Raw genomic sequence first — 20,935 nt, 5'->3', positions numbered from 1 at the left:
GCGCTACGCTTACCCGACCTACAGACCGTAGGCCAGTGCAAGCGCAGCGCCGCCTGGCGTTGCTTTTAATTATTCAACCGATACGTTTTCGAAGTGGTGTTTGCCCAGTGGATCAACCACGTAGCCTTTCACTTCTTTACGCACTGGCTCGTACACGGTGGAGTGAGCAACAATCAGCGCCGGAGCCTGATCGTGCATAACAACCTGTGCCTGCTTGTACAGTTCAATACGTTTGTTGTGATCGTCGGTCGCACGCGCCGGCTGGATCAGGTCTTCAAACGGCTTGTAGCACCAGCGAGAGTAGTTAGAACCGTCTTTTGCCGCCGCGCAGCTGAACAGGGTGGCGAAGAAGTTGTCCGGATCCCCGTTATCACCGGTCCAGCCCATCATGACTGCCTGGTGCTCACCCGCTTTGGCGCGCTTCAGGTACTCGCCCCACTCGTAGGTCACAATCTTGGCCTGAACGCCAATCTTAGCCCAGTCAGCCTGAACCATTTCTGCCATACGGCGTGCGTTCGGGTTGTACGGACGCTGTACCGGCATCGCCCACAGCTCGACGGTGAAGCCTTTATCCTGACCCGCTTCTTTCAGCAGCGCTTTCGCTTTCTCAGGATCGTAGGAGTAGTCTTTAACGTCGTCGTTATAGCCCCACATGGTTGGTGGGATCAGGTTTTTGGCTGCAACGCCAGCGCCCTGGTAAACCGCCTTGATAATCGCTTCTTTGTTCACCGCGTAGGTCAGCGCCTGACGCACTTTCACGTCATCAAACGGTTTCTTCTCGGTGTTGAAGGAGAGATAGCCCACGTTCAGGCCAGCCTGCTCCAGCAGGTTGATGTTCTTGTCCTGCTTCATGCGGGCGATGTCTGCCGGGTTCGGGTATGGCATCACCTGGCATTCGTTTTTCTGCAGTTTTGCATAACGTACGGACGCATCTGGCGTGATGGAGAAGACCAGACGGTCAATCTTCGGCTTGGTGCCCCAGTAGCCTTCGAATGCTTTATACAGAATACGGGAGTCTTTCTGGTACTGCAGCAGCTGGAATGGACCGGTACCGATTGGGTTCAGGTCGACTTTCTCCGGCGTACCGGCTTTCAGCATGTTATCTGCGTACTCTTTGGACAGAATAGAGGCGAAGTCCATGGCCAGGTCAGCCAGGAACGGCGCTTCAGGACGCGTCAGCACGAACTGAACGGTATTATCGTCCACTTTTTTCACTTCAGAGATCAGATCCGGCAGGCCCATCCCTTCGAAGTATTCATAGCTGCCGCCAGAGACTTTGTGGTACGGGTTCTGGGCGTTTTTCTGACGGTCGAAGGAGAACACAACGTCGTCGGCATTAAAGTCGCGCGTTGGTTTGAAATCTTTGCTGTCCTGCCACTTCACGCCCTGGCGCAGGTGGAAGGTATAGGTTTTACCGTCTTCGCTGACGTCCCACTTCTCAGCCAGACCCGGAATCACTTCCGTGGTACCGGTTTTGAATTCAACCAGACGGTTATAGATCGGTACAGAGCTTGCGTCGTACGTCGTACCAGAGGTAAAGAGCTGTGGGTTAAAGCCTTCCGGCGAGCCTTCAGAACAGTAAACCAGGGTTTTTGCCTGTACGCTTGCTGCCACGGTCATAGCCACCAGGCTCAGACCAAGCTTCAGCATCCCTGACTTCTTCAAGGAAATACTCATTATTCTGCTCCAATGTGATGTTTTGCTTTGTTGTGTTACGCCGCCAGACCTTTATTTATTTTTTACCCGGTCCGGTCGGAGGTGCCCGAAGGCGTTAAAGGGATGGAGAATCCTTTCAGAAGAGCGTTTGAGTTGCAGCGCAGATCGTCCCTGAAATGCCCCTCATGCCCTACAATCTGTCAACAGAATGTGAAAACGTCAATACAGGTGACGGGGATTTACGCTGAGTGTGAGAAACCGCAAACAAAGATTAAAAAAACCATGAGCGCCAGTTTTCAGCAGGGAAATTTATGCTACTCGCCATGTTGCAGCACAACTCTCTCCCTATTTCGCCACAATCAGTGATTAACTTTTATTCAGAATGGGTAAATTTTCTTGCAGAATGGTGATTATCTGAGCACTAAATACCGCGAACGTTAAAACGCACAGCGAAAAATGCTGAGGTTATCCATAAGCAACGCGAAAAAAGATCAATCTATATATAAAAAAATACAATGGATTATGTCACAAAATCGTTAACAGACAGGGAGAAGCCGGTCTAACAGGCGTTTTGGATACTCTGGTGGGGTAAGGTCATAATGCAAAAAGGGCTAACCTTGCGGTTAGCCCTTTTCAGAATGTGGTCGGCGAGAGAGGATTCGAACCTCCGACCCACTGGTCCCAAACCAGTTGCGCTACCAAGCTGCGCTACTCGCCGAATGCGGAGCGCATCTTACTGCTGAGGTGCGCCCCCGTCAATCCCTTATTTTCAAAAAGCCATTCAACTGGCGATATTCTCGCCAGAGCAGCTACTGCGCGGCTTTTGCGCTGTTATCGGGGAGTTTACACCAGTTGTTGTTTTCGTTAATTCCACCATCCGGTGAGGTATAGCCGAGACAACCCATGATGGTGTCATACAGCTCAACGTGACGACGCGGTACCTTCATCTCCGCCTCTTTCTTCAGCTGAGCAAACATCTTCGCTTTCTGCGGGTCTTCCAGATACTTGTCGGACATCCACACCATCATTGGCACGCGGAACTGCTCCGGCGGCGCCATCTTGCGTGGCGTACCGTGCAGATGCTCGTATTCATTGATGGATTCACCGTGGTCCGCCGCATAGAAGACAATCGCTTTCTTATCACGAACCTGGTCAATCACCGTATCAATAAAGTGATCCACATACATTACGGAGTTATCGTAGGAGTTAATCAGCTGCGCTTTGGTGCAGTCTTTATCCACCCCGACACATTCCGGCGTCCATTTGGCAAAGCTACGCGGATAGCGTTGGGTGTAATTAAAGTGCGACCCTTTGGTATGCAGGATGATCATGTGCTTGCCATCAGGCTTACCGTTGAGGGAGAGTTTCATCTCATCAATCAGCAGCATGTCATCGACAGGTTTTCCACGGTTGCGCGCCTCTGCGCCAATCTGCTCGCGGTAGGAAATGTTTTGCGCCATGGTGTTGCTGTAGAACCACATCTCGCTCTGCATCGCATAGAGGTCAGACGTAAATCCAAGCTGATGCAGCACCGAGAAGACGTTTTGCTCTTTCAGCGTACGCTGCGGGTTGTCGCTCGCCCCGCCCTCGCGCACAAACATGCAGCGCAGGGAGAGCTTGGTGGCGGTATCACAGGAATAGCCACGATAGGCAATCAGGTTCTTTTCCTGCGCCAGTTTCGGCGTGGTATCTCGGTTATAGCCGAGAATACCCATATGATCCCAGCGAGTGGTCTCTCCGATAATAAAGACGACATAGGTATCGTCGATATCCTTTGGCGCAACATAGGTAAATTTCTTCGCCGGGTTTATCAGCGACTTATTATCCGAGGACTCATCCACCTGCGCCCACGCATACAGCCCCAGCGCGGAGATCCAATTAGACGGCAAATACGAGTTGGCGACCACACCGCCATAGCTTGGCAGATCCACGCCGGAGGTACGCTCATCATTCTTCTGCTTCACTTCCAGCAGGCGAATCGGCCCCCAGACCATCAGGCCCGCCAGCAGCACCACGGCGACGCTTCTGAATCGCTTTCCGGGCGTGCGGATCTGGTGAACCAGCGTGTAGCGGCAGCGGTTGCTCCAGATGAGCAGCAGCGGCAAGGCGCTGACGGCCACCAGCCAGAGAATAAAGTGGAGCCCAACAACCTCTTTAGAGAGGTCGATATCCGTGGTCATCACCGAGGCAATAATGCCGTAGCCAATCACCACGTTCATAAAGGTCATGTAATAGCTGGCACCCGCCGAGCACAGCACGATAAACGTTGCCAGCACTCGCCACACGCGACGGCCAAACAGGGTAAGAATACGGAATAAAAAGAAGGTGACCAGTACCGCAGCGACCAATTCGACAACCGCTGCAATTCCTTTCCAGACGGTAAAATCATGCGCATAACCGTCAAACCGACGAAAAAAAACTGCGCCATTCATAAACAGGCCGATGTACAACGCCAGCAAAAAGCAGAGCTTTTGTTGCGCCATCGATTTAATGTATTTCATGCAAGCTACCCGGAACAAGGGACAGTACCACCGCCCACGCTGATTATTACGTGGGCAGATTACATATACGCACAGGGGATCGTTCAGTGAAACGACGACAGGCGTGGTAAGTAGACCACAGAGGAAGGGAAAAGTGGCAGCAGAGTGTGTGATCGGTACAGTTATTTACAAAAAACACTTCAGGAATTTGACAACGCCAGCAAAGCCTCGGTTTTCACATAAGAAACAGGCCGGATAACCGGCCTTATTTAACGTCTCAGGCATGCACCTCTTTGAAGACTTCACGCTGCGGCTGACGAATCGTCGTGGACAGTGCCAGCGAGATAATCAGCAAGGCAAAGATCACGCAGAAGGTCACGTAGAACCCGCCGAACAGGGAGGCAATCAGCGAGCCGCAGATACTGCCAATCCCGAAGCCCAGATAGATAACCCCATAGTTTTTCGCCAGATTGTTCAGGCCAAAGAACTCGCTCACCAGTGACGGGAAGACGGTAATGGTGCCGCCGAAGTTAAAGGCCACGCAGGCAATCGCCGCGAAGAAGGTGGCTTCATTCAGCGGAGCGAACAGCAGCGCCGCCATACCGACCAGCGAGACCACCTGGCCAATCGTAATCACGCGGATGCGGGCAATTTTGTCAGACAGGATACCGAGGACCAGACGACCCGAGAGGTTAGCAATGGAGATCACGGTCACCGCGTTGGCCGCCGTGGCTGCATCCAGTTTCACCATCCCCTGCGCGATATCTTTCGCCACGCCGATGACATACAGACCGCTCATGCAGGCCGTCAGGAACATCACCGCCAGCATCCAGTACTGTGGCTTACGCATGGACTGCGCGAGGGTGAAGTCGTTCTCCACCACGCCGTTTACAGATTTCACTTCCTGCTGCGGCGCATCTTTCATCAGCGTGGCGCCGAACAGAATCATCACCAGCACGATAGCGCCCCAGATCATGAAGGTTTTTTCGAGACCGACGGACGCCAGCAGATGGGCGTCGATAAATTTGAACCCGAGGCTGCCCAAACCGTAAGAACCAATGGCAAACGCCGAGATTAAGCCTTTACGTTCCGGGAACCACTTCACGCAGTTTGACAGCGTCAGCAGATACCCCGCACCGTCCGCCAGCCCCACCAGCACGCCAGCGCTTAGCCACAACATCATCAGGTTGCTGGAATGCGCGGTCAGGAAAAAGCCCAGCCCCAGCAGGATGCCGGACGCCATGGTCACGCGCTTCACGCCAAAACGCTCCTGCAGCTTGCCCGCGACGGAAGATGAAATCGCCAGACCCAGGCTCAGCAAACCAAAGGAGAACGCGACCTGACTGACCGGGGCGCCGAGTTTGTCGGAAAGCGCGCTGTTAAACAGGCTCCAGGTATAGACCGACCCCAGCGCAAACTGAGTGACGATGGTACCAAAGAGCGTGAGCCAGCGCGTGCGGTTATAGGTTGATGTGTTCATGGCAGTTGTCCTGCAAGAGAAATTAAGGAAGTTCGCTGAGGACAACGATAAACAAAACCTTAATATGCCTGGCGTAAAACGGCATGAAATGCAGGCGGAACGGAATGAAATGCCTGGAATCGGGAATGAATGACCTGGCACGGGAATAAAGCGATAGCGTGTTAGTACCTGCTATCGCTGTAAACCCTGTGGTTGTTGTATTCGAGATGTTATCGTAACGTTTAAAAAAGTAACAACTCTAGAAATTCGCGCTGACGCCGAGGGTGTATAAAAACTCCTCACCGGTAGTGGTATGCTCCCCCTGAGCCAGCGATGCATAGGCCGCCATGTGGGTATTAAAGGGAATATCCGTTCCTACGGTGACATCCATCCAGCTACCGTTTTGAGCAGGGGCGGGCGTTTGTGGCATACCAAACTGCGATTTCCACTGATTTTCACCAAACTGCTGGTTATAGCTGATCTGCGCCCAGGGTCGGAGGTCGCCGTACTGGGTATTCACGCGCCACCCCAGCGTGCTGATGCTCGCATGCCAGAGCGGATCCGTAACTGACTGTGTCGACGCGCTATCACCAAACTCGTTGATCATCATGGGAGCCGTGCCGTCATAACGCCACGCCACCACCGGGCCAGTGCTGATGCGCGCTGAAACGGGAAAATTCCAGCCCACGCTTATCGCCCCCTCTGCCGTACTGCCAGACGGTATATTCAGGGCAAGACCCGGGGCGTTTTGCGAAGACTGAATACGCTCAGCGAGAATATCCTCATAGCGCGGTTGGTGATCCGCGTCCCATGTATAGCGTTCCGCCGTATTATTTTGGGCGTCTGAAACGATATATTCCTGTTGCCAGGCAGACGCTGTATTACAAAAAAACAGGCAGGCTGAAATTCCCACCAGGCCAGACACAGCATGGCGACCACTGATTTTTTTTATCATCATCAACGCGACCCCAGAGAGAGCCGAATTCGGCGATATTTGTCGTTATTCAGGAAGAGCTTATAGCCCTGTATTAACTATTGTCTTTATAGTAAACACGTCAAGCCGGTCAGAACGAATTTTTTGCAAAATCAGTATCAATAAGGGAGATGACGGATGGAACGTTGCGGTTGGGTAAGCCAGGATCAGCTTTATATCGACTATCACGATCGGGAATGGGGCGTGCCGGAAACGGATGGCAAAAAGCTCTTTGAGATGATCTGCCTTGAGGGCCAGCAGGCGGGGTTGTCATGGATTACGGTACTGAAGAAACGCGAAAATTACCGCAACGCCTTCCATCAGTTCGATCCCGTCGCCGTCGCCGCGATGACCGATGAGGACGTCGAGCGACTGGTGCAGGATGCCGGCATCATCCGCCATCGCGGTAAGATCCAGGCCATCATCGGTAACGCACGGGCTTATCTGGCGATGGAACAAAACGGCGAATCATTTTCAGATTTTGTCTGGGCGTTTGTAAATAACCATCCGCAAGTCACGCAGGCCGCCACGCTCGCGGACATCCCGGCCTCCACCCCAGCCTCGGATGCGCTCTCGAAGGCCCTGAAAAAACGCGGCTTTAAGTTTGTCGGCTCCACTATCTGCTACGCCTTTATGCAGGCCTGTGGCCTGGTCAACGACCACGTTACCGGCTGCTTCTGTCATCCGGGAGGCCATCATGATCCGCAAATGGCAAAGTGAAAATACCGCGCCGCTTCTGAGCCTGTGGCTTGAAAGCACCACAGAAGCGCATCCATTTATCGCGCCGAATTACTGGAAAGAGAATGAGGCCATGGTGCGGGATGTTTACCTGCCCTCCGCTGAAACCTGGGTCTGGGAGCAGGACGGCGAACCTTGCGGATTTATCAGCGTGATGCAGTCTCAGTTTGTCGGCGCCCTGTTTGTAGCGCCGTCATGCATCGGGAAAGGGATCGGGCGCGCGCTGCTGAACCATGTTCAACAGCGCTTCCCGCACTTAACCCTGGAGGTGTATCAGAAAAATGTCCGGGCGGTGAACTTCTACCATGCGCAGGGCTTTCGCATTGAAGACAGCGCCTGGCAGGATGACACCCAGCACCCGACGTGGATCATGAGCTGGCAGGCGGATCAAACGCCGTTAAGGTAAGCTCGGGACCCGTATATTTCTCGACCCAGGCCAGCGCCGTGTTTCCTGCGCAGCCATTCCCCAGCTTCGAGCTGGGGAGATCTTTGGTCAGCACGTTAACCGCCCCGTTTTTACAGATACCGCCTTCGGCGAGCTCAAGGTCAGGCCATGCACCCTGATGAATGCAGATCACGCCCGGTTTAATCCCGTCGCTCACCACCGCCCCTGCCAGCACCTGCCCGCGTGAGTTCCAGACGCGCACCACGTCGCCGTCCGCAATCCCGCGCGCTTTCGCGTCGAGGGTATTCAGCGTGATCGGCTCTCGCCCGGCGACCGCATACTGCTCGCGCAGGGAGGTATAGTTAAGCTGGCTGTGCAGACGGTGCGCGGGATGGGCAGACAACACCTGCAGCTGATCCGGCCGGGCGTTGCCGTGCCATTCATCCGGCTCGAGCCACATAGGATGCGGCGGGCAGTCAGCATAGCCAAAGCTGGCGATGCGCTCGCTGTAGATCACAATCTTTCCGCTCTCGGTTTTCAGCGGATGGTTCTCCGGATCGCGTCGAAAATCAGCGAAACGAACAAACTGCGCGTTCTGTTCGCTCTCCGGCATTTCAATAATCTGGTTCGCCTCCCAGAACTCAGCAAAGGGCGGAAGCGTCACGCCCTGCGCCGCGCCGCGCCGCCCGGCAATCTGGTAGAACGTTTCCAGCCATTGCAGATCGCTTTTCCCTTCAGTAAAACGCGCGCGACCGCCCGCTTCCCACAGTTCGCTCAGTTCAGCAAACACGTCAAAATCGTCACGCGCTTCATCACGCGGGGCGACAACGCGCTTCATCGGGACCATATGTTGATTGCTGTAGTCGCCGGTCATGGTGAGATCGTTACGCTCAAACGAGGTGGTCGCCGGGAGGACAATATCGGCGTGTTTCGCCGAAGCGGTCCAGAAGCACTCTGAAATCACCACCAGCTCCGGCTTCTGCCAGGCGCGGATCAGGCGATTGGTATCCTGATGGTGCGTGAAGTTTGACCCGCCCGCCCACCAGACAAATTTAATATCCGGGAAGTGGCGGTCCAGACCATTGTGCTGATAAAAACCGCCCGGATTTTCCAGGGCTTCAACAATACGCGCCACCGGGATTTTATCCACCGCATCCACGCCGCCCTGCACCGAGCCCTGCAAAGACGCCAGCACCGCCGCTTTACGCGTGGGGTTGCCGCCATTGGCAAAATGATAGGAGAGACCAAAACCGCCGCCCGGCGTACCGATCTGCCCAAGCATCGCGGCAAGGGTCACCAGCATCCAGTGTTTCTGCTCGCCAAACTGCTGGCGCTGCATCCCCCAGCCAGACATTAACATCGTGGCATTTTTATGGAATAACGCCGCCAGTTCGCGGAGTTTATCCGCAGGAACACCGCAAATCTCTGCTGCCCACTCTGCCGTTTTCGCCACGCCATCGGACTGGCCCGTCAGGTAGTCGGCGAACTTATCGAAGCCGGTGGTACAGCGCGTCAGGAATTCGACATCGTGCCAGCCGTTTTCCACCAGCGTATGGGCGATACCCAGCATCATTGCCACGTCGGTGCCCATATGCGGGGCAATCCACTCGGCGCTGTCGCCGAAGAAATCCAGGGTTTCAGAGCGCATCGGGTCAATGCAGATGATGCGCTTGCCGCTTTTGCGCAGCGCGTCGAAATAGCCAATGCCCTGCTCGTCGCTGGCATTCCAGGCAATTTTCAACGTGTTAAGAGGGTTAGCGCTCCACAGCACCACCACATCGGTATGCGCCAGCACCAGCGGCCAGCTGGTCTGCTGCTGATACACTTCGTTCCCGCCCACGACGTACGGCATGATCGCCTGCGCCGCACCGGTGGAGTAATCCCCCAGATGACCGGTATAGCCTCCCGCCAGGCTCATATAGCGCTGCAGCAGCGTCGACGCCTTATGCAGCACCCCATTAGAGCGCCAGCCGTAGGACCCGGCGAAAATCGACGACGGACCGTAACTGTCGCGAATGCGCTTGTGCTGGGTGTGGATCAGCGCCAGCGCGTCATCCCAGCTCACGCGAACAAACTCATCCTGCCCACGAATACCCTGCGGCTTGTCCGGCGAGGCCAGAAAACCTTTACGCACCATCGGCCAGCGCACGCGCGTTTTGCTATGCACCTGATCGCGAACGACGGTCTGTAAAGAGTTGGGATGTTGTGTTGGCAATGCTCCGCGAGACGACAGAACATTTTCGCCATCGGTTTCGACCAGCATCGGCCCCCAGTGGGCGGCGGTCAGAATGGTTTTCGTTGAGGTGCTCAAGCGTGCGCTCCTGGTTGCGTGCAGGTTTACGGCCTTCTTGTTGAGGCCGTTTATGGTTTGTCACAAATTTCAGAGTTATACCCGGAATTTTCTCCGTATCTGGACGTCATAATCAACTGCCACGCTCGCCGTGGCAAAGAATAAAAAGGATTAAGGAAAGAAGATGAAAAAACGCGTACTCGTTATTGCCGCTCTGGTGAGCGGTGCCCTGGCTGTTTCTGGCTGCACAACCAACCCTTACACCGGTGAACGCGAAGCGGGTAAATCCGGCATTGGCGCGGGTATCGGCTCGCTGGTCGGCGCAGGCGTTGGGGCGCTCTCCTCCTCCAAGAAAGACCGCGGCAAAGGCGCGCTGATTGGCGCAGCGGCGGGCGCAGCGCTGGGCGGCGGCGTCGGTTATTACATGGACGTGCAGGAAGCAAAACTGCGCGACAAAATGAAGGGAACCGGCGTGAGCGTGACGCGCAGCGGCGATAACATCATCCTGAACATGCCGAACAACGTGACCTTCGACAGCAGCAGCGCAACGCTGAAACCGGCTGGCGCGAATACCCTGACCGGCGTGGCGATGGTGCTGAAAGAGTACAATAAGACCGCGGTGAACGTGATGGGCTATACCGACAGCACCGGCAGCCAGGATCTGAACATGCGTCTGTCCCAGCAGCGCGCCGATGCCGTGGCCAGCTCGCTCATCACCCAGGGCGTTGAAGCAAACCGCATCCGCACCAGCGGCATGGGCCCTGCCAACCCTATCGCCAGCAACAGCACGGCGGAAGGCAAAGCGCAGAACCGCCGCGTAGAGATTACGTTAAGCCCAATTCAGTAGGTAAAAGCAAAACGGCAACCCCGTTGCCGTTTTTAGTGTTTGCGCCCTCTCCCGTGGGAGAGGGTTGGGGTGAGGGCATCAGACCGCAACCTCCGGTAAGCGCAGCGCCACCGGGCAAATTACTTGATTCGTCCGATTTTCCCGCTAAGGTATTCTCACTAAATTCAGGGAAATCAGTGATGAGCAAACCAGCCCGGGCCACCATCAGCGACGTGGCGAAAGCCGCCAAAACCGGTAAAACCAGCATTTCGCGCTATCTTAACGGCGAGAAACACCTGCTGTCCGATGCGTTGCTGGCGCGTATTGAACAGGCCATTGCCGATCTCGACTACCGTCCCAGCCTCATGGCGCGCGGGCTCAAACGCGGCCGCACCCGCCTTATCGGGCTGATCATCGCCGATATCACCAACCCCTACTCCGTGAACGTGCTCAGCGGTATCGAAGCCGCCTGTCGCGAGAAAGGCTTTACGCCGCTGGTCTGTAATACCAACAACGAAGTCGACCAGGAGCTGCATTATCTCGACCTGCTGCGCAGCTATCAGGTGGAAGGGATTGTGGTCAACGCGGTAGGCATGCGTGAAGAAGGATTAAATCGCCTGCAGCAATCCTCCCTGCCCATGGTCCTCATCGACCGTAAAATCCCGGAATTTGCCTGCGACGTGGTAGGGCTGGACAACACCCAGGCCGCGACGACCGCCACCGAACATCTGATTGAACAGGGCTTCGAGGCCATTCTGTTTCTGAGTGAACCGCTGGGGATGGTCAACACCCGTCGTGAACGCCTGAGCGCATTTCGCGCCACGCTGGAGCGTTATCCCGGCGTGATCGCCGAAAATGCCGAAACGCCGCTGCACGAAGCCGCGCAGCTCGACAACACCCTGCGTCAGTTCCACATGCGCCATCGCGGGATGCGAAAAGCCGTTATCTCCGCCAACGGGGCGTTGACCCTGCAGGTTGCCCGCTCGCTCAAGCGTATTGGCCTGCACTGGGGCAGCGACATTGGTCTGCTGGGATTCGATGAACTGGAGTGGGCGGAACTGGCTGGCGTAGGCATTACCACCCTCAAACAACCCACCTGGCAGATTGGCTATGCTGCTGTTGAACAAGTGGTTCGTCGCATTGAAGGCACCAGCGATGCCGTTCGCGAGCAGGTCTTCTCCGGTGAACTGATCGTTCGTGGCTCTACCGCGCGTTAAATTTCCCTTGTGATAGCGATCATAAATTCAACATCCTGACCTTTTCTTTGGAACCGGTTCCATCTAGCGTAATAGTATTGATATGTTGCGATGGAGTCCGAAGATGGGCAGGAAAATTATGGTGGTCACCGCCGCGTACGGTGCGGAACAGGTGCGGCAGGCGGGCGGTCAACGGGCGATGCTTCCCGTTATTGCTGGCGCGGGGGCAGACGGCGTGGAGATCCGCCGCGAGCTGTTCAACAGCGAAGAGCTGCTGGCGCTGCCTGCGCTGGGCGAATCCATTGAGCTGCTGGGCCTGCTGGCGTGCTACTCCGCACCCGCCGCCCTGTTTATGCCCGACGGCACCCTCAACCCGGACCTGCCCCACTATCTCTCTGAAGCCAACACCCTGAACGCCCTGTGGCTGAAGGTTTCCCTCGGCCATTTCAGCGACACGCAACCGCTCGACGCCCTGCGTACGCTATTGAACACCAGCGGTATGGCGCTGGTCGTGGAGAACGATCAGACCGACTGCGGACAGCTCGCGCCCATGCAGCGCTTCCAGGCCGCCTGTCGGGAAATGGCGCTCCCCGTCACGCTGACCTTCGACATGGGCAACTGGCTGTGGGTAGGCGACTCCCCGGAAGAGGCCGCGCGTCATCTGGCCCCTGCGGTGAGCTATATCCACGTGAAAGCCGCCGTGCCGCATAAAGATAACTTCCGCGCCGTCGCACCGGACCGCGCCGATGCACGCTGGCTGGATCTGCTCGGCCAGCTGCCTGCCGATGCCCCGCGCGGTATCGAATTCCCGCTGGAAGGGTCGGATTTAACCGCCGTTACCCGCCATTACGTCAACCTGCTGCGCGAGGAGTAAACCATGCACAAGACGCTGGATGTCATCACGATTGGTGAAGCCATGGCCATGTTTGTCGCCACCGAAACGGGCGAGCTGAGTGCGGTGGAGCACTTTATCAAACGCGTCGCAGGCGCAGAGCTGAACGTCGCGACCGGCCTGGCGCGTCTCGACCTGAACGTGGGCTGGGTCAGCCGCGTGGGGGATGACAGCTTTGGGCATTTCGTTCTCGATTCGCTGAAAAAAGAGGGGATTGATGCCACTGGCGTCACCCTCGACGGACGCTTCCCTACCGGCTTTCAGCTTAAATCCAAGGTCGAAAATGGAACCGATCCCATCGTAGAGTATTTCCGTAAAGGCTCGGCCGCAAGCCACCTCTCTGTCGCGGATTACCACGCCGATTACTTTGCCTCCGCGCGCCATCTTCATCTGAGCGGCGTGGCGGCCGCGCTGTCTGCCAGCTCGTATGAACTGCTGGATCATGCGGCAGCTACCCTGAAAGCCCAGGGCAAAACGATCTCGTTCGATCCGAATTTGCGCCCGGTGCTGTGGAAAAGCGAAGCGGAAATGGTGGAGAAACTGAACCGTCTGGCGTTCAGGGCGGACTGGGTTCTGCCAGGTCTGAAAGAAGGGATGATCCTGACCGGCGAAAGCACGCCGGAAGGCATTGCCGACTTCTACCTGAATAAAGGGGTAAAAGCGGTGGTGCTGAAGACCGGTGCCGATGGCGCATGGTTTAAAACGGCCAACGATGAACAGGGTGCGGTCGCGGCAGTGAAGGTCGAGAACGTGGTCGACACCGTCGGCGCAGGTGACGGCTTTGCCGTGGGCGTGATTAGCGCCCTGCTGGAAGGCAAAACGCTTCCGCAGGCCGTCGCGCGAGGCAACAAGATTGGCTCACTGGCCATTCAGGTGCAGGGCGACAGCGAAGGATTACCAACGCGAGCACAGCTCGGCGTTTAAATTCCCCCTCCCTGTGGGAGAGGGCCAGGGTGAGGGCAGCAAGCCGCACCAAATAATTAAGCCACCGTGTACCCTACAGACAACGGCGGTAACAACCTCAACAACAGAGGCAAGCCTATGAACAGTTCGACCAATGCAGTAAAACGCTGGTGGTACATCATGCCAATCGTGTTTATCACGTACAGCCTGGCGTACCTTGACCGTGCCAACTTCAGCTTCGCGTCCGCAGCAGGGATCACCGAGGACCTCGGGATCACCAAAGGTATCTCCTCCCTGCTGGGTGCCCTTTTCTTCCTCGGCTACTTCTTCTTCCAGATCCCCGGCGCGATTTATGCGGAACGCCGTAGCGTGCGTAAGCTGATCTTCATCTGTCTGATCCTCTGGGGCGCCTGCGCATCACTGACCGGCATGGTGAACAATATTCCTGCCCTGGCCGCCATTCGCTTTATCCTCGGCGTCGTTGAGGCGGCGGTTATGCCCGCGATGCTGATCTACATCAGCAACTGGTTTACCAAATCTGAGCGCTCGCGCGCGAATACCTTCCTGATCCTCGGTAACCCGGTCACGGTACTGTGGATGTCGGTGGTGTCGGGCTACCTGATCCAGTCCTTCGGCTGGCGCGAGATGTTTATCATTGAAGGGGTGCCGGCAATTATCTGGGCCTTCTGCTGGTGGGTGCTGGTGAAAGATAAACCTGCCCAGGCGAAGTGGCTTTCCGAAGATGAAAAAGCAGCGCTGCAGGCGCAGCTGGATAAAGAACAGCAAGGTCTGAAGGCGGTACGTAACTATGGTGAAGCCTTCCGCTCGCGTAACGTGATCCTGCTCTGCGCACAGTATTTTACCTGGAGCATTGGCGTGTACGGCTTTGTGCTGTGGCTGCCGTCTATTATCCGCAGCGGTGGTGAAAACCTCGGCATGGTCGAAGTAGGCTGGCTGTCATCCGTACCGTATCTGGCGGCAACCATCGCGATGATCATCGTCTCCTGGGCGTCGGACAAGCTGCAGAACCGCAAGCTGTTTGTCTGGCCGCTGCTGCTGATTGCTGCCTTCGCCTTTATTGGCTCCTGGGCCGTGGGCGCAAACCACTTCTGGGTCTCTTATACGCTGCTGGTGATTGCCGGTGCCGCCATGTATGCCCCGTACGGACCGTTCTTCGCCATCATCCCCGAGATGCTGCCGCGTAACGTTGCGGGTGGCGCGATGGCACTGATTAACAGTATGGGTGCACTGGGTTCGTTCTGCGGCTCCTGGTTCGTGGGTTACCTGAACGGTGCCACCGGCAGTCCGTCCGCATCGTACATCTTTATGGGGGTGGCGCTTTTCGCCTCGGTGTGGCTTACTCTGATTGTTAAGCCTGCTAATAATCAACAACACCCTGTCGGCGCTCGCCACGCCTGAATCCTTAAAAAAATCAACGGAGATTAGCATGAAGCCGTCCGTCATTTTGTATAAAGCCCTGCCGGAAGATCTGCAGAAACGTCTTGAAGAGCACTTCACCGTTACGCAGGTGAAGAACCTGCGCCCGGAAACCGTGGCACAGCACGCCGACGCGTTCGCCAGCGCCGAAGGCCTGCTGGGTTCAAGCGAAAAAGTGGATGTCGCCCTGCTGGAGAAAATGCCGAAGCTTCGTGCTACCTCAACCGTTTCCGTGGGTTACGACAACTTCGACGTGGATGCCCTAAACGCCCGCAAGATCCTGCTGATGCATACGCCGCATGCCCTGACGGAAACCGTGGCCGATACGCTGATGGCGCTCATGCTCACCACGGCCCGTCGCGTGGTGGAAGTGGCTGAACGCGTCAAAGCGGGCGAATGGACAAAGAGCATTGGTCCGGACTGGTTCGGTGTGGATGTTCACGGCAAAACGCTGGGCATTGTCGGTATGGGGCGTATCGGGCTGGCGCTGGCGCAGCGCGCGCATTTTGGTTTTAACATGCCGATTCTGTATAACGCGCGTCGCCATCACAGTGAAGCCGAAGAACGCTTCAACGCCCGTTACTGCGAGCTGGATACCCTGCTGCAGGAAGCCGATTTTGTCTGCCTGGTTCTGCCGCTGACGAACGAAACCCGTCATCTAATCGGCAAAGAGGCGTTTGAAAAAATGAAGACGTCCGCCATTTTCATCAACGCGGGTCGTGGCCCGGTGGTGGATGAGAAGGCGCTGATTGAGGCCCTGCAAAACGGTGAGATCCATGCCGCAGGTCTGGACGTGTTTGAGCAGGAGCCGCTGCCGGTGGATTCGCCACTGCTTTCGCTGCCTAACGTGGTTGCCCTGCCCCACATCGGCTCAGCCACCCATGAGACGCGCTACAACATGGCGGCCACCGCGGTTGATAATCTGATTGCCGCATTAGGTGGAAAGGTGGAGATAAACTGCGTGAACCCGCAGGTGCAACGGTAGAAACGAAAAAACCCGCCAGAAGGCGGGTTTTTAAATTCTTTGCTACTGGGTTGGAAGCTTACAGGCTTACAACGTTACCAGCTGCTGGGCCTTTAGCGCCGCTTTCGATGGTGAAGGACACTTTCTGACCTTCGTCCAGAGATTTGTAGCCATCGTTCTGGATAGCAGAGAAGTGTACGAACACGTCTTTAGAGCCATCGTCAGGAGTGATGAAGCCGAAACCTTTATCAGCGTTGAACCATTTTACCAGACCAGTCATTTTAGCAGACATAGAAATTACCTTATTAACAAATATATTGTGCCTTCCGGCTTGATGGATTGCGTTACAGATTTTTAAGCGATGAAGGAAGGGTCACTACGAAGGGTATCTATGGATAACAATCTGGACTGCTTTACTAAACTGCTTTAGGTCTGTGTAACAAACCGACGTGAACAGTTATACCGATGTGGTAGAGGAATGACAAGCGTTATTTTCTGTATGCATAAAAAAACCCCGCCAGAAGCGGGGTTTTTCGTCTTATTCTGTGGCACTGACTGCCGCACTCCAGGCCTGGCTAAAGGCCTGATGCTGGGAGGCCAGCGGCCCAATCAGCGTATTGTACTGGCTTGCCTGCTGGGAGGTCGGGAACTGAATACCGTTGGCAACAAAGCTCACCTGCGTATTCTGCTGGGCGATAAAGTCACCCACCTGGACCAGCTGCTGCGTGAAGATTTGCGCGGCTGGAATCAACGGCTGCAGTGCTTCAGACGGTTTGGTCACCACTTTCTCATACACTTTGTCGAAGACCGGTTTGAGATCGTCGCCCTGCTTCAGCGCAGAACGTGACGCGTCAGCCTGCATTTTCGCATTTTGCAACTGCTGGCTCAGCACGCCAAGCGCACCGTTGGACTGGCGCAGCGGTTCACGTTGCGTCATATAATCCTGTGGAACGCGGATGGCGTTCACGCTATCCACTACCGGGCGGATACCGGAATCCATCGCCTGGCTCACCTGCTGTGAATAACCATAAAGAATGGCGTAATCGGACACGAAGGGGCCAAACTGTTTTTTCTGATCCGCAGTCAGCGTCGGCAACCGCTCGCCGCTGCGCATCACTGTATTCTGCAGAAAATCGATAAACGCTTTGCGCTGATCGCCTTCTTTATCAAAACACCCACTCAGGCTAACAACCATCAACAACGCCGCAATAGGCGCAAACCAGCGAGAGCAGGACTTTCCTGTCGCCATTTTATTACTCCTTTCACCCAAAAAAGCGCACACCGGCACACGCGTGCCCGACGCTGACAAGGATAGTCCAGGTCAGCCTTGCAAGATACTCTTTTCATGCAAAACGGCTATTGCCGATTTATTTCTTATCATTTACAAAAAAATACCTGGCGAAGCCGACATACGACTAATCAGGGAATTAGCATAACTCTCCATATTGCTGAATCGGATACAGCGATCGTTACCGCACGATTAATCACACCCGTGACGATCCTGGGTTGGTATTAGGGACTATTCTTAATTGGCTCTCTGATGTTCTTGATCACGATGTGAGATTTAAGAGGAGTCCTCAATGGAATATAAAGATCCTGAGTTTGAACTGCTGAGCAGTCTGGAACAGATCATTTTTAAAGATGTACCGCAGACGATTACCCTGCAACAAAAATCCAATCCCTTTACAGAATATGAGCAATTGCGCAAAGGGACAGGACTGAAAACCGAAGAATTCGCCAGAGCGATGGGTGTCAGCGTGGCTATGGTGCAGGAGTGGGAGTCAAAACGTGAGAAACCCACCCCAACCGAGTTAAGGCTGATGCGCCTGATTCAGGCCAACCCTGCACTCAGCAAACAGATAGCGTAGTGAAGATTGAATGCCCCCGCCTTTGCGGGGGCTTGTGTTTTACAGGCTATCACAACGCCAACCCGCCTCTTCCCACACCAGCTCATGCGTTAACGTTAAGCCGCTTAAAAACGCCTCATCGTGTGATACCACCAGCAGTGCCCCAGGGAAACCGGCCAGCGCCGCTTCAATGGCCTGGACTGAAGCCAGATCCAGATGGTTGGTCGGTTCATCCAGCAGCAGAAGCTGCGTGGCCTCCGCGCGCCACAGCACGCAGGCCAGGGCAGCCTTAAGACGCTCACCGCCGCTGAGCGCCGCCAATGGGAGCATCACTTTGTCAGCCCCCAGTTGAAGCTGCGCCAAACGGGTTCGCAATACCCCCTCTTCCAGAGGGGTATGACTCAAATTGAGATGCGTCATGACCGACTGCGAGAGATCGAGCCGGGAGAGATGCTGGTCGAGATAAGCACAGCTAACGGAGACCTTACAGGTACCCGAACGGGGAGTCATCTCGCCGAGGATAGTTTTTAACAGCGTCGATTTTCCGCAGCCGTTCGGTCCCTTTAACGCCACGCGCATCGGTCCGTCCATACGCCAGGTAAGCGGTGGAACAGGCACATGCGGCAGCACCAGATCCTCCAGCACCAGTACCTGCTTGCCCTCCGGGACCTGACTCCCCGGCAGAGTGAACATCACCGGGTTATCGTCTTCAACCCGCTCACGCGCCTTGTTAACCGCGGCGTTCAGCGCTTCATTTTGCTCGCTGTGCTGTTTTTTCCAGGTGCCGATACGTTCCTTTGCCGCGCCTTTATATTTGACCCGCTCAAACGACGCGATATTCAGGGTATCGACGGTGCGTAACGTCTTTGCCGACCGCCGCTGGCTGTCATCATGCTCTTTTTGCATGCGTGCGCGGGTGCGTTTGCGCTCGGTTGCCGCATGTTCCAGCGCCGCGCGGGCCGCCTGCTGTTCGGCATCGCGCTGGGCTTGATAATCCGCATAATTTCCGCCGTAGCTGCGCAGACCCGAGGCGCTCAGCTCAAGGATACGGGGTACCTGAGCCAGTAACTCACGGTCATGGGAGGCCACCAGTACGCCGCCCTGATACCGACTCAACTGGTCGTAGAACCACGCCCGGCCTTGTCGATCCAGGTGGTTAGTAGGTTCGTCCAGCAGCATGAAATCCGCATCAGCCGTAAACGCCCCGCACAGCAGGGCACGAATGCGCTCGCCGCCGCTGAGTTCACCGGCAGGTTTATCCGGGTCAAACGGCGGAAGCTTCGCATTGATAAACGCTTCGCTCAGACGTTCGGCTATATCCCAGTAACCGTCGAGCAACGCCAGATCGTCGGGCTGGTAATCGCCGCTGTCGATGCGCTTACGCGCCGCAAAAATCGCGTTATATCCGAGCAGTTCAGCCAGCGTCGTCTGCGAAGAAATGACGTGCTGCTGCGCCACCCAGGCATGCGAGCCAAAGCGTTCGATATGACCGGTAGCCGGTTCGTCCAGCCCCGCCAGCAGACGCAGCAGACGCGTTTTTCCGCTGCCGTTGCGGCCAACCAGCGCGCACAGGGAGGGTTCCAGCGAAAGATTCAGCGGACCAAAAAGGGTATCGCCCGTCGGAAACTGACAGGTGACCTGATGCAAAATAAAAGAAGGGGACTGCGCAAAATGAGCCATAAGCACTCCTGAATGAAATCAAAACATCCCCTGCCGACGCGGTAGCGTTTAGCAAGGATCGAAATTCATCAGTCGTGTTTGTTCATTTTTGGGGGGTGCTCCAGCGCGAGAAAGTTAACGCGATAAGGATAGCGGTAATGTGTTGACGGTTTCAAGGTTAAATTTTGGACGACTTTTACTCCCTCTCCCTTTGGGCTGAGGGATCCCCACAAATTAATGCGAGCAGTGAACAATCCCCTCGCCCCTTTGGGGAGAGGGTTAGGGTGAGGGGGAGCATACGGCTCTGGTGGTCATTCCGTTCACTTTATGTTCCTTGCTACTCTGTAACGACAATACCCGTGAACGTGCCGGGGTGGCTCAGTCGCCACCACCCTCGCTACCCGGGCTCCCGGCGGTAAATCGCCGCTACGCGGTACCTTCGGCTTATTCCTTCCGGCTTATCGGGGACGGGCGGAGGTAACATCCCTGTAAAGCCCGCCCTCTCGGCGCATCCATGCGCCTCGCACCGGCCTACAGGAAACGCCTCAGCGATTTACAGCCGGACCATAGCGTCGCTGTAAGACCTCTGCCCGCAGTATGCTTTTCATTGCGGTAATTTTGCGAGTCTCTTTCCAGAAATGGTAATATCCTCAGTGGCATAGCTCAAATCTGTTGCCGCCTGTTTTGATGAGCAGTAAGTTCTCTTCGCACCTGCAAAATCAGGTGCCGGGTTTAGCATCCTGGCTTATCTTATCGGCGGCACATTTTGTGCAGCATGCTTTGCTACATCTCAATGGTGGGCTGAGCAGGGGCATCGAAAGATGCGCCGGTATCCGATAAGGCCGGTAATGCTAACTCTGTTCAGTCCACCACCAGCGAAGTTAGCATTTCCGGTGGTGGAAGCTTTATCACTTATCGGAGGCTGCCAATATGGCTACTACCCCAACCCAAGTTCATTCTTTAATCACTCTGCCCTTCAACCACGCCACCGACTTCACCGAACTGGCGGATAACTGCGAACGTTTTACCGACGCACTGGTAGATTGCGAAGAACCCGCCCCAAAAATGGCGCTTTACGGCAGACTTTATGCCTGCCTGAATCTTCTGCAACCCACGCTTCTGGATCCTGTTCCGGACGCTTTAAAAGCCAGCCTGATCGCGATCGGCTAAACCTGCCGGATGGCGCTGCGCTTATCCGGCCTACGAAAGCCCCATAAAAAAACCCGCCGA

At 55.6% G+C, this 20,935-nt stretch carries 17 protein-coding genes, 1 tRNA gene and 2 pseudogenes; 11 read left to right on the top strand and 9 right to left on the bottom strand.

Going from position 1 to position 20,935, the window contains the following annotated elements; translation table 11 throughout:
- Positions 1–69: 69 nt before the first annotated feature.
- The 5 genes from dppA to V1572_RS03800 all read right to left on the bottom strand — a co-directional run bounded on the left by dppA (position 70) and on the right by V1572_RS03800 (position 6,553).
- On the bottom strand, positions 70–1,677 hold the full coding sequence (dppA, locus tag V1572_RS03820; protein ID WP_045907856.1) for a dipeptide ABC transporter periplasmic-binding protein DppA: 1,608 nt from the start codon (positions 1,675–1,677) through the stop codon (positions 70–72).
- Positions 1,678–2,297: 620 nt separating this feature from the next.
- Positions 2,298–2,374: transfer RNA gene (locus tag V1572_RS03815), tRNA-Pro, on the bottom strand.
- A 91-nt stretch (positions 2,375–2,465) separates the two neighbouring features.
- Positions 2,466–4,157 carry a kdo(2)-lipid A phosphoethanolamine 7''-transferase gene (gene eptB / locus V1572_RS03810; protein WP_048226604.1) on the bottom strand — a complete coding sequence of 564 codons (1,692 nt, stop codon included), beginning with the start codon at positions 4,155–4,157 and terminating at the stop codon, positions 2,466–2,468.
- 256 nt (positions 4,158–4,413) lie between these two features.
- On the bottom strand, positions 4,414–5,616 hold the full coding sequence (locus V1572_RS03805; RefSeq protein WP_008502767.1) for an MFS transporter: 1,203 nt from the start codon (positions 5,614–5,616) through the stop codon (positions 4,414–4,416).
- 238 nt (positions 5,617–5,854) lie between these two features.
- A complete protein-coding gene (locus V1572_RS03800; protein ID WP_395299717.1) occupies positions 5,855–6,553 on the bottom strand; it encodes an autotransporter domain-containing protein in 699 nt (232 codons plus the stop codon).
- 153 nt (positions 6,554–6,706) lie between these two features.
- On the opposite strand from V1572_RS03800, the gene tag reads away from it, so the two are divergent.
- Entirely contained in the window at positions 6,707–7,288 is a 582-nt protein-coding gene (tag, locus tag V1572_RS03795; protein WP_252077866.1) for a DNA-3-methyladenine glycosylase I, read from the top strand.
- Positions 7,266–7,712, top strand: coding sequence for an N-acetyltransferase (locus V1572_RS03790; RefSeq protein ID WP_045907860.1), 447 nt, complete (start codon positions 7,266–7,268; stop codon positions 7,710–7,712). The genes tag and V1572_RS03790 overlap by 23 nt, the downstream gene beginning before the upstream one ends.
- Here V1572_RS03790 and V1572_RS03785 read toward each other — a convergent pair.
- Positions 7,675–9,954, bottom strand: a complete 2,280-nt coding sequence (locus V1572_RS03785) for a molybdopterin guanine dinucleotide-containing S/N-oxide reductase (RefSeq protein WP_395299979.1) — start codon at positions 9,952–9,954, stop codon at positions 7,675–7,677. The genes V1572_RS03790 and V1572_RS03785 overlap by 38 nt on opposite strands.
- 211 nt (positions 9,955–10,165) lie before the next feature.
- On the opposite strand from V1572_RS03785, the gene V1572_RS03780 reads away from it, so the two are divergent.
- The 6 genes from V1572_RS03780 to ghrB all read left to right on the top strand — a co-directional run bounded on the left by V1572_RS03780 (position 10,166) and on the right by ghrB (position 16,220).
- The gene (locus V1572_RS03780) at positions 10,166–10,828 is read left to right on the top strand and encodes an OmpA family lipoprotein (protein ID WP_024909080.1); all 663 of its coding nucleotides are present in this window, start codon (positions 10,166–10,168) and stop codon (positions 10,826–10,828) included.
- Positions 10,829–11,007: 179 nt separating this feature from the next.
- Entirely contained in the window at positions 11,008–12,024 is a 1,017-nt protein-coding gene (locus V1572_RS03775) for a LacI family DNA-binding transcriptional regulator (RefSeq protein ID WP_045907861.1), read from the top strand.
- 103 nt (positions 12,025–12,127) lie between these two features.
- Positions 12,128–12,877 carry a sugar phosphate isomerase/epimerase family protein gene (locus tag V1572_RS03770; protein ID WP_025910491.1) on the top strand — a complete coding sequence of 250 codons (750 nt, stop codon included), beginning with the start codon at positions 12,128–12,130 and terminating at the stop codon, positions 12,875–12,877.
- A gap of 3 nt (positions 12,878–12,880) precedes the next feature.
- A complete protein-coding gene (locus V1572_RS03765) occupies positions 12,881–13,819 on the top strand; it encodes a sugar kinase (RefSeq protein WP_395299716.1) in 939 nt (312 codons plus the stop codon).
- 117 nt (positions 13,820–13,936) lie between these two features.
- On the top strand, positions 13,937–15,217 hold the full coding sequence (locus V1572_RS03760; RefSeq protein WP_045907864.1) for an MFS transporter: 1,281 nt from the start codon (positions 13,937–13,939) through the stop codon (positions 15,215–15,217).
- Positions 15,218–15,245: 28 nt separating this feature from the next.
- Positions 15,246–16,220, top strand: a complete 975-nt coding sequence (ghrB, locus tag V1572_RS03755; protein WP_069720483.1) for a glyoxylate/hydroxypyruvate reductase GhrB — start codon at positions 15,246–15,248, stop codon at positions 16,218–16,220.
- 58 nt (positions 16,221–16,278) lie between these two features.
- On the opposite strand, the gene cspA is transcribed toward ghrB, so the two are convergent.
- Complete coding sequence (cspA, locus tag V1572_RS03750) at positions 16,279–16,491, bottom strand: RNA chaperone/antiterminator CspA (RefSeq protein WP_003860775.1); 213 nt, start codon at positions 16,489–16,491, stop codon at positions 16,279–16,281.
- A gap of 246 nt (positions 16,492–16,737) precedes the next feature.
- On the bottom strand, positions 16,738–17,448 hold the full coding sequence (locus V1572_RS03745; protein WP_262821248.1) for a DUF3053 domain-containing protein: 711 nt from the start codon (positions 17,446–17,448) through the stop codon (positions 16,738–16,740).
- 331 nt (positions 17,449–17,779) lie between these two features.
- On the opposite strand from V1572_RS03745, the gene V1572_RS03740 reads away from it, so the two are divergent.
- Positions 17,780–18,067: an HTH-type transcriptional regulator gene (locus tag V1572_RS03740; protein WP_008502755.1), complete on the top strand. Its 288-nt coding sequence runs from the start codon at positions 17,780–17,782 to the stop codon at positions 18,065–18,067.
- 39 nt (positions 18,068–18,106) lie between these two features.
- Here the strand turns inward: V1572_RS03740 and V1572_RS03735 are convergent, their stop codons facing one another.
- Positions 18,107–19,726 (bottom strand): ABC-F family ATP-binding cassette domain-containing protein, encoded by a 1,620-nt coding sequence (locus tag V1572_RS03735; protein WP_262821249.1) that lies wholly within the window; start codon positions 19,724–19,726, stop codon positions 18,107–18,109.
- 796 nt (positions 19,727–20,522) lie between these two features.
- Here V1572_RS03735 and V1572_RS03730 point away from each other — a divergent pair.
- Both V1572_RS03730 and V1572_RS03725 read left to right on the top strand, forming a co-directional pair.
- Positions 20,523–20,669: pseudogene (locus tag V1572_RS03730) on the top strand (hypothetical protein); the annotation flags it as partial.
- Positions 20,636–20,860, top strand: a pseudogene (locus tag V1572_RS03725) (hypothetical protein); the annotation flags it as partial. The pseudogenes V1572_RS03730 and V1572_RS03725, both read left to right, overlap by 34 nt.
- Positions 20,861–20,935 lie beyond the last annotated feature (75 nt).

The sequence above is a fragment of the Enterobacter quasiroggenkampii genome (assembly GCF_043972695.1).
Taxonomy (GTDB): Bacteria; Pseudomonadota; Gammaproteobacteria; order Enterobacterales; family Enterobacteriaceae; genus Enterobacter; species Enterobacter quasiroggenkampii.
This window is presented reverse-complemented; position numbering and strand designations above follow the sequence as displayed.